Source organism: Pseudomonas sp. NPDC077451 (assembly GCF_044543345.1).
Lineage (GTDB): Bacteria > Pseudomonadota > Gammaproteobacteria > Pseudomonadales > Pseudomonadaceae > Stutzerimonas.
In genome coordinates this window covers 88,493-102,763 of record NZ_JBITVX010000008.1, presented here as the reverse complement: position 1 = coordinate 102,763, position 14,271 = coordinate 88,493, and the positions used below count along the sequence as shown (strand labels likewise).

At 63.2% G+C, this 14,271-nt stretch carries 13 protein-coding genes; 7 read left to right on the top strand and 6 right to left on the bottom strand.

All coding sequences use genetic code 11. From position 1 onward, the window contains the following. Positions 1-2: 2 nt before the first annotated feature. Both ACIGHL_RS14330 and ACIGHL_RS14325 read right to left on the bottom strand, forming a co-directional pair. Positions 3-725, bottom strand: coding sequence for a YitT family protein (locus tag ACIGHL_RS14330; RefSeq protein WP_128120430.1), 723 nt, complete (start codon positions 723-725; stop codon positions 3-5). A 93-nt stretch (positions 726-818) separates the two neighbouring features. Then, the gene (locus ACIGHL_RS14325) at positions 819-1,334 is read right to left on the bottom strand and encodes a dihydrofolate reductase (protein WP_064480858.1); all 516 of its coding nucleotides are present in this window, start codon (positions 1,332-1,334) and stop codon (positions 819-821) included. A 153-nt stretch (positions 1,335-1,487) separates the two neighbouring features. On the opposite strand from ACIGHL_RS14325, the gene ACIGHL_RS14320 reads away from it, so the two are divergent. Next, on the top strand, positions 1,488-2,600 hold the full coding sequence (locus tag ACIGHL_RS14320; protein ID WP_045423594.1) for a glycerophosphodiester phosphodiesterase: 1,113 nt from the start codon (positions 1,488-1,490) through the stop codon (positions 2,598-2,600). Between the two features lie 87 nt (positions 2,601-2,687). Here ACIGHL_RS14320 and ACIGHL_RS14315 read toward each other — a convergent pair whose 3' ends face one another. Beyond that, positions 2,688-3,878 carry a CaiB/BaiF CoA transferase family protein gene (locus ACIGHL_RS14315; protein WP_128120431.1) on the bottom strand — a complete coding sequence of 397 codons (1,191 nt, stop codon included), beginning with the start codon at positions 3,876-3,878 and terminating at the stop codon, positions 2,688-2,690. A gap of 209 nt (positions 3,879-4,087) precedes the next feature. Between ACIGHL_RS14315 and ACIGHL_RS14310 the strand changes: the two genes are divergently transcribed. The 5 genes from ACIGHL_RS14310 (at position 4,088) to ACIGHL_RS14290 (ending at position 10,238) form a co-directional block, all read left to right on the top strand. Beyond that, positions 4,088-5,065: a Bug family tripartite tricarboxylate transporter substrate binding protein gene (locus ACIGHL_RS14310; protein WP_196766719.1), complete on the top strand. Its 978-nt coding sequence runs from the start codon at positions 4,088-4,090 to the stop codon at positions 5,063-5,065. Positions 5,066-5,078: 13 nt separating this feature from the next. Next, positions 5,079-5,579: a tripartite tricarboxylate transporter TctB family protein gene (locus ACIGHL_RS14305; RefSeq protein ID WP_128120432.1), complete on the top strand. Its 501-nt coding sequence runs from the start codon at positions 5,079-5,081 to the stop codon at positions 5,577-5,579. 24 nt (positions 5,580-5,603) lie between these two features. After that, positions 5,604-7,082 (top strand): tripartite tricarboxylate transporter permease, encoded by a 1,479-nt coding sequence (locus ACIGHL_RS14300; RefSeq protein WP_128120433.1) that lies wholly within the window; start codon positions 5,604-5,606, stop codon positions 7,080-7,082. A 63-nt stretch (positions 7,083-7,145) separates the two neighbouring features. Next, the gene (locus ACIGHL_RS14295) at positions 7,146-8,540 is read left to right on the top strand and encodes a DUF2868 domain-containing protein (RefSeq protein ID WP_128120434.1); all 1,395 of its coding nucleotides are present in this window, start codon (positions 7,146-7,148) and stop codon (positions 8,538-8,540) included. 324 nt (positions 8,541-8,864) lie between these two features. After that, positions 8,865-10,238 (top strand): GTPase/DUF3482 domain-containing protein, encoded by a 1,374-nt coding sequence (locus ACIGHL_RS14290; protein WP_128120435.1) that lies wholly within the window; start codon positions 8,865-8,867, stop codon positions 10,236-10,238. A gap of 145 nt (positions 10,239-10,383) precedes the next feature. On the opposite strand, the gene ACIGHL_RS14285 is transcribed toward ACIGHL_RS14290, so the two are convergent. Next, complete coding sequence (locus tag ACIGHL_RS14285; protein ID WP_128120502.1) at positions 10,384-11,322, bottom strand: DMT family transporter; 939 nt, start codon at positions 11,320-11,322, stop codon at positions 10,384-10,386. Positions 11,323-11,411: 89 nt separating this feature from the next. Here ACIGHL_RS14285 and ACIGHL_RS14280 point away from each other — a divergent pair, with 89 nt between their 5' ends. Next, positions 11,412-12,326 (top strand): LysR family transcriptional regulator, encoded by a 915-nt coding sequence (locus ACIGHL_RS14280; protein ID WP_128120436.1) that lies wholly within the window; start codon positions 11,412-11,414, stop codon positions 12,324-12,326. Positions 12,327-12,518: 192 nt separating this feature from the next. Here ACIGHL_RS14280 and phoU read toward each other — a convergent pair whose 3' ends face one another. Together phoU and pstB are read right to left on the bottom strand one after the other, a co-directional pair. After that, positions 12,519-13,244: a phosphate signaling complex protein PhoU gene (gene phoU, locus ACIGHL_RS14275; RefSeq protein WP_128120437.1), complete on the bottom strand. Its 726-nt coding sequence runs from the start codon at positions 13,242-13,244 to the stop codon at positions 12,519-12,521. A 175-nt stretch (positions 13,245-13,419) separates the two neighbouring features. Continuing rightward, positions 13,420-14,250, bottom strand: coding sequence for a phosphate ABC transporter ATP-binding protein PstB (gene pstB / locus ACIGHL_RS14270; RefSeq protein ID WP_045423577.1), 831 nt, complete (start codon positions 14,248-14,250; stop codon positions 13,420-13,422). Positions 14,251-14,271 lie beyond the last annotated feature (21 nt).

Sequence of the window (14,271 nt, the reverse complement as noted above, 5' to 3'; positions counted from 1 at the left end):
GCTCAGCTGACGCCCATATAGCGATCGCTGCGGTGATTGATTGCCAGCACCAGATTCAGTGCCACCGCACCCAGCACCGAGAGCGCAACCTTATCCAGCGGCACGATGAACACCGCCGCCAGCACGATCAGCGCATCGATGCCCATCTGAAAGGTCCCAGCACGCACGCCGAACCGCTCCTGCAGGAACAGCGCAAGGATGTTCACGCCCCCGAGGCTGGCGCGGTGGCGGAACAGCATCAGCAGCCCGACGCCCATGGCGAAGCCGCCGAACAACGCGGCGTAATAGATGTTCAGCTCGGCAAAGCGAATCCAGTTCGGTGTCAGTTCGGCCAGCAGCGACACCAGACCCACCGCAATGACGGTGCGCAGCGTAAAGCTCCAGCCCATGCGCCAGATCGCCAACAGGTAGAACGGGATATTGAGGGTGAAGAACACCAGACCGAAGGGCCAGCCGGCGAAATACTTGAGCAGAAAGGCCAGACCGACCGTGCCGCCAGTCAAGAGCCCGGCATGGCTGTAGAAGGCAATGCCCAACGCCACCATCGCGGTGCCCAGCAGTAGCGCCAGCGCATCCTCCCAGAGCGGATGGCGGACGAAGATCGCGGCGATGGTTTCCGCCTGCTCCGCGTCCTCGCGTTCAGCGTCACGCTGGTTGACGTCCGCGTCCGCTACACCACGTTGCACTGCGCCACGTTGCACTGCGCCCTGTTTGTCGTTCTGCATGAAAGGTGTCTCGTGAGAAGCGGAGGGAAAGCATAGAAGCTGACGCCAGGCGAGGACTTGGCGTCAGTCAAGGAAGTCTGGGGATGCCTCGGGTCAGCGACGCTGCCAGGTCTCGAAGCGATAGCCGGGCGCCTCGCCCTCGGCCGGATGTGACTGGCTCTCGGTACGCTGCCATTCGGCTTCTTCGAAGGCGGGGAAAAAGGCGTCACCTTCAGGGGCCGCATCGATTCGGGTGAGGTACAGGCGCTGAGCCTGCCCCAATGCCTGGGCGTAGAGTTGCGCGCCGCCAATCAGCATCAGCTCCTCGACACCCTGCTCGCGCGCCCACTGCTCCGCGCGAACCAGCGCAGCGTCGAGCGTAGTAAAGGTTTCGGCACCGTCGAGCTGAAGGTCCTGCTGGCGGCTGACCACCAGATTCAGCCGACCCGGCAATGGGCGGCCAAGGGAATCCCAGGTCTTGCGCCCCATGATGATCGGCTTGCCAAGGGTCATCGCCTTGAAGTGTTTGAGGTCGGCCGGCAGGTGCCAAGGCATCGTGTTGTCGAGGCCGATGACGCGGTTGTCCGCCATGGCCGCGATCATAGCGAGGGGAAGTGAGGTCTGATTCATGGCGGCGAGAATAACAGAGCGCCCGCGGAGCAGTCAGCGCCGTCAGATACACGTCAACAACATCGAACGGTCATCTTCGCTTTACCAAAGCGTCAAGCTATCGTCATTGTCACGCTTCAGGCTTACCGCTCCCCTTCCACGGAGACGCCCACAATGGCCCGCCACAGCCGCCCTACCTTGCGCCACCTGTTTGCCGCCTGCAGCCTGCTGCTGCCGATCGCCGCGTTTGCCGCCACGCCCGACGCCTCGGTCGCTGCCAAGAACGGCCGCGACGAGCCCCATCCGCTGGTCATTGCCCACCGCGGCGCCAGTGGCTACGTGCCCGAGCACACCCTTGCCTCTTACGCGCTGGCCATTCTGCAGGGCGCCGACTATGTCGAGCCGGACCTCGTCATGACCCGCGACGGCGAGCTGGTCGCCCGTCACGACAACGAGTTGGGGTTGACCACCGATGTGTCACAGCACCCCGAATTCGCCGACCGCAAGCGCACGCAAATGGTTGACGGTGTGAAGCTCACCGGCTGGTTCAGCGAGGACTTCACCCTGGCCGAGCTGAAAACCCTGCGCGCCATCGAGCGCATCCCGACGATCCGTCCCGGTAACGCGCGGCTCGACGGCAGCCTGGAAATCCCGACGCTGCAGGAGATCATCGATCTGGTGAAAACCATGCAGCTGAGCGAGCGCCGCCGCATCGGTCTGTACCCAGAAACCAAGCACCCGACGCACTTCCAGAAGCTTGGCCTGGCTATGGAAAAACCACTGGTGCGCGTCCTCCACCGCAACGGCTATGCAGGCCGCAGCGCGCCGGTCTACATCCAGTCCTTCGAAGTGGAAAACCTCAAAACCCTCAGCGGCTTGACGCAGCTGCGCCTAGTCCAGCTGTTTGGCGGTGGACAGCCCTACGATCAGAAAGTACGCGGCAGCAAACTGACCTACGCGCAGATGGCAACCGCAGAAGGCCTGAAGGCCATCTCGCGCTACGCCGCGGGCGTCGGCCCGGAAAAGAGCTACATCATTCCGCGTGACGCCAACGGCAATCTCGGCCAGCCCACCGACTTCGTGCCGAACGCCCACGCCGCTGGCCTGAAGGTGCACCCGTACACCTTCCGCGCCGAGAACGTGTTCCTTCCGGCCAATCTGCGCAAAGGCGACTCCCCAACCGAGCGCGGCAATATCGAAGCTGACATACAGGCCTTCCTCGACGCTGGCATCGACGGGCTGTTCATCGATCAGCCGGATATCGCGGTAAAAGTGCGCGGGCAGTAATACCCAGCGCTACCCCGCCCGGCCAGGATGGCCGGGCACTCCTACGTCCGGGTTGTCATGCCAAGTGATCGGCGCTGAGCGAGCGAGTCAGCCGATCACGCCCGCTTGATGCAGCTCGGCCAGTTCCGCCTCGCTTTTGCCGAGCACACGGGTGAGCACGCTATCGGTGTGCTGACCGTGCAGCGGCGGCGCCTTGGCGACAACCGTTGGCGTACGCGAGAAGCGCAGCGGGCTGCGCACCATGCGCACCTCCCCGGCGACCGGATGCTCGGCGCTGATGACGAGTTCGCGATAGCCTGCCGTTTCCGACTCCAGCGCCTGAGCGACATCCTTCACTTCACCGACCGGAATCGCCTGCGCGCGCAATGCACCGATCAACGCCTCGTTGTTCCAACCCGCAAAGGCGTCCTGAAGTATCGGGAGCAACACCTCACGGTTCTCGGTGCGGCCCTTGTTCTGGGTGAAGCGCGGGTCGCTGTACAGCTCCGGACGCTTGAGCACGTCCAGACACAGGCGGCGATACTGCTCGTCGTTGCCCACGGCCAAGGCGACGCTGCCATCGGCGGTGTTGAACAGCTGGTAGGGCACGATGCTGGCGTGGGCATTGCCGTAGCGTTGCGGCACCTTACCCGTGTTGAGGTAGCCGGACGCGACATTGGCCAAAAAGTGCAGCGCACTGTCGGATAGCGCGATATCCACCGACTGACCGAGCCCGGACTTCTCGCGCTCGAACAGCGCCGCCAGGATGCCCTGAACCGCATTCATGCCGGTGACCAGATCGATGAAAGCCACGCCCAGGCGCATGGGCTCGCCCTCCTTATCGCCCGTGATCGACATGAAGCCGCTTTCGGCCTGGATGATGAAGTCGTAGCCAGGCCGGTTTTCCATCGGGTTGCCGCGCCCGTATCCGGTAATCGAGCAATGGATGAGCCGAGGATTGACCGCTGCCAGCGTTTCGTAATCCAACCCGAGGCGCTTGAGGCTCGCCGGCAGGAAGTTTTCGACCACGACGTCGGCCTGCGCGGCCAGATCAAGGATCAGCTGACGCCCCTCGGGTTTACGCAAGTCCACCGCCAGGCTCTGCTTGTTGCGATTGGCGCTGAGGTAGTAGGTGGAGATGCCGGCCTTGGCCGGCGGCATCCAGCTGCGGGTGTCATCACCCTCCAGGCTTTCGATCTTCCACACCTCGGCGCCGAGGTCCGCCAGGGCCATGGTCGACCAGGGCCCGGCGAGGATGCGTGTCAGATCCAGTACCTTGATGCCTTGCAGAACGCTCATCGACTCTCCTTCTAATCTGAACGGGCAGTGGAGTCGAAACTGGCGCAAGCGGGTCGAAACCACAACAGATGACCTGCAAACATCTGTGCGATTACCGAACCGTTTTGCGTTCATCGGACTCCCGTCAGGGTTCGATCCTTTTAAGGTGACAGCGTCGCCTGATCGCCACCCGCGCAGTCTTACAACAACTACAAGAAGAGAACACCACCATGCCCCTGACTATGAAGCGCACCCTGAGCCTGTTCCTCCTGGCCGCCACGCTCCCCCTCGCCTCGCTGGCCCAGGCCGCCGAATGGCCGACCGACACCGTCCGTCTGGTGGTGCCCTATGCACCGGGCGGGACCACGGACGTCCTGTCGCGCAAGGTTGCCGACCTGCTGCAGCAACAGATCGGCACGGTCGTCGTGGAAAACCGTCCGGGCGCTGGCTCGACTATGGCCACCGGACAACTGGCCCGCGGCGGGCGGGGCGCCGACCACACCATTCTGATGGCGTCTCCCGGGCATACCATCGGTCCGGTGATCTACAAGAAGTTGCCTTACGAGCCAGTGAAAGACTTCAAATTCATCCGCAACATCATCGAAATCCCCAACGTGATGGTGGTTCCGGCTGACAGCCCGTACAACTCGGTAGAAGAATTCATCGAGGCGGCCAAGACCAAAGAGATGACCTTCAGCTCCGCCGGCATTGGCAGCTCGATCCACATGTCCGGCGAGTTGTTCAAGACCATGACCGGCACCCAGATGACCCACGTGCCCTTCCGTGGTAGCGGTGAGGCACTGCCTGCGTTGCTCAGCGGCGACGTAGACGTCTCCTTCGAAAACATGCCGACCGTGCTCTCGCACATCCAGTCCGGCAAGCTCAAGGCCCTGGCCGTCACCTCGAAGGAGGCATCCCCCTACCTTCCGGATGTCGAGCCGCTGTCCAAAATCGGCGCGGACCTGGGCCTGGGCGAATTCGTCACGACCGCCTGGTTCGGGCTGATCGCCGATGATCAAATGTCCGACCAGGCTGTCCAGACGCTGCAGACCGCACTGGACAAAGTCATGGACGATCAGGGCTTCAAGGATTTCGCCGCACAGATCGGTGGCGAGCCGGCGTCCGAGGAAGGCGATGATTTCCGTGACTACGTCGCCGAGGACGTTCAGCGCTGGCAGCGTGTAGCTGGTCAGGCCGAGCTGAACTGATCGGAGGCCCGTGATGACCACCGATGCTGCGGTGAGCCGCCCGCCCTGGGCCAATCTCAACACATGGCTGGGCGTGTTCTGGTTGATCGCGGCGCTGGTGTTTCTGTTCTACCTGGTGCCGAACCATATCGACGAAGCCCCCATGGTCGACAACCCCATGCAGTCGCCACGCTGGCTGCCCAGCGTGGCGGGCTGGCTGATCGCGGCGTTGTCGCTGGCATTGATCGTTGAAGGCTGTTTGCGACCGCCGGCCCGGACCGCAGCCGTCGAATCCGAGCGTGCGCCGGCCCGGCGCTGGCTGCTGATGCTCGCCGGGCTGGGCGCCTATTGGCTGCTGTTCGATCTGCTCGGCGCCATCGTCGCCGGTATTCTCGGCACGCTGCTGCTGTTTGCCGCTCATCCGGTTCGCAAGCCCTGGCTGTATCTGCTGGCGATCGCATTGCCGTGGCTGGTAAGCCTGCTGTTCATCCACGTACTGAATGTCCCGCTGCCCTCCGGCACGCTATGGAACTGACAGCGCCCTTACGCGAGTAACCGAATGGAAGGTTTTTCCGAAGTCCTGGACTTGTTTCTCAGCGTTGACAATTTCATCGCCATCTTCATCGGCGTGTTGATTGGGGTGGTCATCGGCGCGATTCCTGGCCTTACCGCGACCATGGCCGTTGCGCTAGCCCTGCCTTTCACCTTTTCGCTGGAGCCGGTGACGGCGATCCTGCTGCTAGTGGGCATCTACAAGGGCGGCATGTACGGCGGTTCGATCACCGCCATTCTGATCCACACGCCCGGTTCGCCGGCCGCCGCCTGCACGTTGCTCGACGGCTATCCGTTGACGCAGCAGGGCAAGGCGAAGAAGGCGCTGCAGATGGCGCTCTACTCGTCATGCATCGCCGATGTGTTATCGAACCTGGCGCTGATCCTGTTCGCCTCCTACCTGGCCAAGGTCGCGCTTAATTTCGGGCCGCCAGAGTTCTTTTGGCTGATCTGCTTTTCGCTGACCATCATCGTCTCCATCGCAGGCGACTCGCCGGTCAAGGGTCTGATCGCGGCCAGCTTCGGCGTCATCGTGTCCATGATCGGCATGGATGCGGTGTACGGCAGCCAACGCCTGACGTTCGATAACTACAACCTGATGGACCGGGTCTCTTTCGTGCCGTTACTGATCGGCCTGTTCGCTATCCCCGAAGTGATCGATTTCTATCTGAAGAAGGCCGGCCCGCATCTCCGCGCTGCCTCCAGCGGGGCTGGCCTGACGCTTGCCGAACTCAAGTCCAGCCTGGTCACCATCGTGCGCGGCTCCTTCATCGGCGTGATCATCGGCGCCATTCCAGGCGCCGGCGCCACCGCGGCGTCTTTTATCTCCTATAGCGAAGCCAAACGGCGCTCGGCCAACCGGGCGAACTTCGGCAAAGGCGAACTCGAAGGCGTCGCCGCGGCCGAGTCAGGCAACAATGGCGTGGCCGGCGCAACCCTCATTCCGCTGCTGTCGCTAGGCATCCCGGGCGATGTCATCACTGCGATCATCCTCGGCGCTTTCATGATCCATGGGCTGACGCCCGGCCCGGTGCTGTTTCAGGAAAACCTGACGCTGGTCTACGCGTTGTTTTGCGGGATCATGCTGAGCTCGGCGGTGCTGCTGTTCGTCGGTCACGGCGTGATCAATTATTTCTCACTGATCGCCGAGATCCCCAAGGCCATCCTGCTGCCCATCGTGCTGATGTTCTGCGTTTACGGTGCCTTTGCGGTGAACAACAGCCTGTTCGACATCGGCCTGATGCTGCTCTTCGGCGTGATTGGCTATCTGTTCAACCGTACCGGGTTCGCGACAGCGCCCTTTCTTCTAGGCTTTATCCTCGGGCCAATGTTCGAGGACAACCTCAGGCGCACGCTGTTGATCGGCCGCGGCGACCCGATGATCTTCTTCCGCGGGCCGATTACCTGGATCTTCATCGTGCTCACCGGCTTGTCGCTTTTCTTCGCCGTTCGGCGTTATTGGCAGGAGCGAATCCGGGCTCGTTGACCATTTCACCCTTGTGACCGGCAACGGTTATCCTCAGGGCCGAGCCCTTCTACGAGAAACCGTGTGCCTGCACCTCTCCCAGCCTCACCGAATCCCCTCGACCGCCTCTGGCTGACCGAAGCCGTGCGCCTGCGGGAAGAACATGCCGGCCCGCTCGATGATGCCGAGGCCAACCGGCAAGCCCGTGCGCAAGGTGGGGCACTGCCAGACCTGATCGAGCACCGGGCGCTGTGGCTGGCGCGCCGCGACGGACTGGTCGACGCGCTGCATCATTGGCGGCAGGGCGCGCGGCTGGCCGGGTATGCGCTGATGCTACTGGCGTTGGTTACCGGGGCCGGATTGGCGCTTGCGGCGCTGGGCGACGGAATACGGCCGGTCAATGTGTTCTGGGCACTGGGCAGCCTGCTCGGCCTGAATCTACTGACGCTGCTGGGCTGGTTGCTGGGCTTTCTCTTCGCGGGCGACGCTGGCGGTGCATTGGGTCGGTTGTGGCTCTGGCTCAGCGAAAAACTGGCCCGCGACGCCCGCGCGGTGCAGTTGGCGCCGGCCCTGCTGACGGTGCTGGAACAGCGACGGCTCGGGCGTTGGCTCTTGGGGCTTGGCGTGCACGGCTTATGGCTGGTTGCCATGAGCAGCGCCCTGGTAACGCTGCTCGCGCTGCTCGCCACGCGGCGTTACGGCTTTGTCTGGGAAACCACCATCCTTGGCGAAGGCGCATTCGTCGGTCTGACGCAGGCGCTCGGCGTGCTGCCGTCGCTGCTGGGTTTCAGCGTGCCGGACATCGAACAGATCCGCGCCAGCGGTGATCTGGCCAACGGTGTAGAAAGCGCGCGTCAAAGCTGGGCGGGCTGGCTGGTTGGCGTGGTGCTGATCTATGGCCTGCTGCCGCGCCTGCTGCTGGCATTGCTCTGCCTGTGGCGTTGGCGACGTGGACGGGCACAGCTGCGGCTCGACCTGCAACTACCGGCCTACCGGCTGCTGCGTGAGCGCCTTCAGCCGCCCAGCGAACACCTTGGCATCACTGACGCGGCGCCGGCAAAGTTGCATGCACCGAATGCCGGTGCGCAACTGGACGGCAGCGAGGGCGCGGTGCTGGTCGGCATCGAGCTGGACCAGAGCCAAGCGTGGCCGCCAAAGCTGCCAACGTCCGTGGCTGATGCGGGCGTGCTGGATGACCGCGAGCAACGTCGGCGATTGCTCGAGCAGCTGACCCGCTTCCCACCGCAACGCCTGGCCATCGCCTGCGATCCGCGTCGCTCGCCGGACCGTGGCACCCTGGCGTTGATCGGTGAGCTAAGCCGTTGCGCGGCCCAGAGCCGTGTCTGGTTGCTGCAACCGCCCGCTGGCGAAGCGCTGGATAGCCATCGGTTGCATGATTGGCATCAGGCGCTCGATAGCCTCGGTCTGCCTCATTCGGGCAGCGCGCCCATGACTTGGTTGGAGACTGGCCATGATTGAGTACGCGGGCAACACGCTCCAGACCGTGAGCTGCATGGGAATTATCCGTAGGGTGGATGACGCTCTTTTCATCCACCGAAATGGCGGCCTGCCCGAAGGTGGATGGGTAAAGCGCCATCCACCCTACGCCACCGGAGCGACCCCTGCGGAGCAAATCCGCTCACCCATCGCAGGGCGGGTGAAATTCGCTGATCGGGAGCTTTCGCTAGACAATCCTGGCGAGGAGCACTCGCTCCACTGCCGTGCAAACCATTACGCAGGTTGCAACCGCAGGGTGGCGGAAAACCAGACGAGACTCATCAAAACGCCCGGAAGACCACGCCCATGAGCGCACCTCTAAAACTCGCGCTGGTCGGACACACCAATGTCGGCAAGACCTCGCTGCTGCGCACCCTGACCCGCGACGTCAGCTTTGGCGAGGTCTCGCATCGGCCGAGCACCACCCGCCACGTCGAAGGTGCACGACTGTCCGTCGACGGCGAACCGCTACTGGAGCTCTACGACACGCCCGGTCTGGAGGACGCCATCGCTCTGCTCGATCATCTCGAGCGCATCGAACGCCCCGGCGAGCGCCTCGACGGGCCGGCCCGCACCGCCCGTTTCCTCGACGGCAGCGAGGCGCGCCAGCGCTTCGAACAGGAGGCCAAGGTATTGCGCCAGCTGCTGGCCAGCGATGCCGGGCTCTATGTGATCGATGCCCGCGAACCGGTGCTCGCGAAATACAAGGATGAGCTGGCGGTGCTGGCCGGCTGTGGCAAGCCGCTGTTGCCGGTGCTCAACTTCGTCGCGCAAACCGGACACCGCGAAGAGCAATGGCGCGAAGCGCTGGCGCGGCTGGGCCTGCATGCGCTGGTGCGCTTCGACAGCGTGGCACCACCGATCGATGGCGAGCGCCGACTTTATGAAAGTCTGGCGCTGCTACTGGAACAATCGCGGCCCAAACTGCAGCGGCTGATCGATGACCACGAGGCCCAGGCAGCCGCGCGGCTGAGCGAAGGTAACCGGTTGATCGCCGAACTGCTGGTCGATGTGGCCGCCTGCCGCCGCAGCGTTGCGGCGCAGCCAGACCTGGAGCGCGGCGCCCTCCGTGAATTGCACGACGCCGTGCGTTCCAGCGAGCAACGCTGCGTCGAAGCATTACTGCGGCTATACGGGTTCCGCCCACAGGATGCGGCGGCTGCCGATTTGCCTCTACTCGACGGCCGCTGGGGTGATGACCTGTTCAATCCCGAAACACTCAAGGAGCTGGGGGTCAAGATCGGCGGCGGGATGGCGGCCGGCGCGGCCGCCGGTGCTGGGGTCGACCTCATGGTTGGCGGTATCACTATGGGCGCGGCCGCACTGCTGGGAGCGCTTGCTGGCGGCGGAGCGCAAACGGCAAGACACTATGGCAATCGCCTGCTGGGCAAGCTCAAGGGACAACGCGAACTCACCGTCGATGATGCCGTGCTGCGCCTGCTCGCTGTACGGCAACGCCAGCTGCTCGTCGCCCTCGCCGCTCGTGGGCATGCCGCAATGGAGGCAATCCGTCTCGATGCACCGGACGACAAGACGTGGCGCGAAGGCAAGCTGCCCGAGGCCTTGCATCGTTGCCGCGCACACCCGCAATGGTCATCGCTGAACCCCGGTGCGCGGCTGGAGCAGGCCGAACGGCAGCAGCAACTGATGGAACTGGTGCGGACTCTGCAGCGCAGCTAAGCCGTTGCGGCAGTCCCTGATGTGCGGAGGAGCCCTGGGATTCTGGTGGGCTGAAGCCCACCCTACATGAAGAGAAGACACCACACTCGGCCGTAGGGTGGGCTTCAGCCCACCGTAGCGCTACCGCATAAGTGTTTCACTTCCCCTAATTCACGGACGCGCCTGGATGGGCGGTCTGCGCTTTGCCCTCGCCCACGACTGGCGCCGCCACGCTACCGAAACGCAACGTGCCCAGCGTCGCCAGCATGATCAGCAGCCCGCCGGACCATTCCGTCAGCGTCAACCGCTCCCCCAGCCAGAGCCCGGCGATAATCGCGCCGAACAGCGGCTCGGACCCCATCAGCAGGGACACTCGCGTCGCGCTGGTCCGGCCAAGCGCCAGGTTCTGTGCATAGAGCGCAAACAACGTGGCGAAGACCACCAGGTACAAGGTCGCGGCCCAGAATGCCGGACTCTGCGGCAACGTCGGCAAGCCACCCGGCAGTGATAGGCCCAGCAGCAGGCAACCAGACATCACGACCCCGCTTTGCACCGCCGTCAGAGCGAGCGGCGGCACCTGCTGATCAGCTGTCAGCCGTCGCGTCAGGCACACCAGCACGGCGCGCAACACTGCGGCGGCTAGCATCAGTCCATCTCCCGAATTGAGCGAGATTGCCATGCCTCCGGTCAGCAGCCAGACGCCGACCAACGACAGGGCACAAGCCACAAACAACAGAGTGCTCGGGCGCTTGCGTAACATCGCCCATTCCACGAAGGGCGTGAACACCACGCACAGGCTGATGAGAAAGGCAGCGTTACTGGCACTGGTCAGCATCACGCCCCAGGTTTCGCAAAGGAAGATCCCGAGCATGACCAGCCCCAGCGGCAGGCCCGGACGAATCGCCCGCCGCCCCTCTCCGCGCAGCTGCGGCAGCAGCAGGATGAACGTCAGTCCGAAGCGAATTGCCAGAAATCCCAGCACCGGATAAAACCATAGCGCCTGCTTGGCTACCGCATAGCTGCTGCCCCAGATGATCGCGACGACCAGCAGCATGGCATCGGCCAGCCAGAGATTGCGTTGTGTGACACCGCGCCAGTCGTGCATGCCCATCACCCCTCTTCTCAGATCGAGGCGATTGTCCATTGATACGCTGAGGTCGATAATCCAGTGATTCAGCAAAGGACTTGTTCGCCATGAGAACGAATGACAAGACAACGCTGTTACCGGGAATGGCGGTTTTCGTGCGCGTGGTGGAGGCTGGCAGCTTTTCCGCGGCAGCCCGGCAGCTCGGCACCACCGCATCGGCAGTGAGCCGCCAGATCGCGCGGCTGGAGCAGGAGTTGTCGTTGCGTCTGCTGGAGCGCACCACACGGCAGCTGCGATTGAACGAAGCCGGCAGTGAGTTCTACGCCCATTGTCGGGCGATGCTCGACGCTGCCGAGCAGGCGCTGGCCATCGGCGAACGCCTGATGAGCCGGCCCCACGGGCTGGTGCGACTGAGCGTGCCAAAAGCCTATGGAAAGTTCGTCATCAGTCCGCTGATGCCGGATTTCCTGCGCCGTTACGCCGATGTCGACGTGCAGCTGCACATCAGCGACCAGAGCCCGGACCTGATCGAGGATGGCTTCGACGTGCTGGTGAAGGTCACTGATCAACCACCCGAAGGCCTGGCCGGCAAGCCACTCGGACCAGTCCGTCAATTGCTATGCGCCAGCCCGGCCTACCTGCAACAGCACGGCACGCCGCAACACCCACAGGAGCTGCTGCGCCACAGCTGTATGTATCTCGGCGAGAACGCGGGCGATAACCGCTGGCATTTCAGCAACGATGAACAGCAGGAAGTGGTGATGGTGCGCGGTCGCTATATCAGCAACCACAGCGAAGCGCGGCTGGAGGCAGCGCTTGGCGATATCGGAATCACGGTGCTGCCGCAATTCACCGCAGCGCACGCATTGACAGAGGGGCGCTTGCGCGAGGTGCTGCCGCAATGGCGCTACACCGGTTCCTATCAGGGTGCAGCCTGGCTGCTGTGGCGGCAGAATTTGCACCTGCCACCCAAGCTGCGGGTGCTGATCGATTACCTGAGCGAGACCTTGGCGCCCCGCTGAGCACACGACAGCGGGCATGCCCTCGGTGGGCTGAAGCCCACCCTACCGGCGGGGCGTTCGGACTAACAGATAGAATGAAGCCGAGCGCCGCGCCCCATCTTTCTTTCTGCAGTCGATACGCAACCAGCCACTGGCTCAAACTCCATGTAGGGTGGGCTTCAGCCCACCCGCCAGGGCCGTCGAGCAATCGAATCAGCTGCGCGTGTTGGCCACTTCCTCGGCCATGCGCGTAAGGCCCAGGTGACGTACGTCGGTGCCGCGCACCAGGTAGATCACCATTTCAGCAATGTTGCGCGCGTGGTCGCCGATACGTTCCAGCGAGCGCAGCACCCAGATCACGCTGAGCACGCGAGAAATCGAGCGCGGGTCTTCCATCATGTAGGTGACCAATTCGCGCAGCGCGGTCTTGTATTCGCGGTCGACCGTCTTGTCGTACTGCGCCACCGACAGCGCCAGCTCGGCGTCGAACCGGGCGAAGGCATCTAGCGACTCCTGCACCATCCGACGTACCTGATCACCGATGTGGCGGACCTCGACATAGCCGCGTGGCGACTCGCCGTCTTCGCACAGTTCGATGGCACGACGGGCGATCTTGGTCGCTTCGTCACCGATGCGCTCCAGGTCGATGACCGACTTGGAAATGCTGATGATCAGGCGCAGGTCGGAGGCGGCCGGCTGACGACGGGCAAGAATGCGAATGCACTCTTCGTCGATGTCGCGCTCCATGTGGTTGATCTGGTCATCCACATCGCGCACCTGCTGCGCGAGCCCGGAATCGGCATCGATTAGCGCAGTAACCGCATCGTTGACCTGCTTTTCCACCAGGCCACCCATGGCCAGGAGATGACTGCGCACCTCTTCCAGCTCGGCGTTGAACTGCTGGGAGATGTGTTGGGTGTGGCTGTCTTTACTGATCATCTTTTCGCTCCGAGGAGGCTGCCGCTAGGCGGCTCTGGTGCGCAGCGCACCTGAAAAATTGTCGAGTTAACGTTGAGGCCCTTGGGAAATCTTCACTGGTGCGGAGGGCGCGCGCTGACAGTACGAGTAGTACGGCAAGCGCGCCCGACAAAGCCAGAGGAGATTTCCCATGGCATCAACCGTAGCGGCCGGTGATGTAGTCTTCGGTCTGCTTCTTTTCGGGATTGGTGAAAAGCGTATCGGTGTCGCCGTACTCGATCAGCTTGCCCATGTACATGAACGCGGTGTAGTCGGACACCCGCGCGGCCTGCTGCATGTTGTGGGTGACGATAACGATGGTGTACTTGGCCTTGAGCTCGTAGATCAGCTCTTCGACTTTCAACGAGGAAATCGGGTCGAGCGCCGAGCTCGGCTCGTCCAGCAGCAGCACTTCAGGTTGCACGGCGATGGTCCGGGCGATGACCAGACGCTGCTGCTGACCACCGGAAAGGCCGAGGGCCGATTCGTGCAGGCGGTCCTTCACTTCTTCCCACAGCGCGGCGCCTTTGAGCGCCCATTCGACGGTCTCATCCAGCACGCGCTTCTGCTTGATGCCCTGGATGCGCAGGCCGTAGACGACGTTCTCGTAGATGCTCTTAGGGAACGGGTTGGGCTTCTGGAACACCATGCCGACGCGACGACGCAGGTCGGCGACGTCCTCACCCTTGCGGTAGATGTTGTGGCCATCGAGGTTGATGGCGCCTTCGATACGACAGCCGTCGACCAGATCATTCATGCGGTTGAAGCAGCGCAGCAGAGTCGACTTGCCGCAACCGGACGGGCCGATAAAGGCCGTCACACGTTGGCGCGGGATGTTCATGCTGACGTTATACAGCGCCTGCTTCTCGCCGTAGTAAAGGCTGAGGTCAGGCACTTCGATGGCCACGGCTTCGTTAGCCAGGCTCAGCGCGCGCTTGTCGCGACCCAGCGCCGAGATGTCGATGGAATGCGTCTTTGCTTGTGACATGGTTGTCTCCGTATCGCTGGA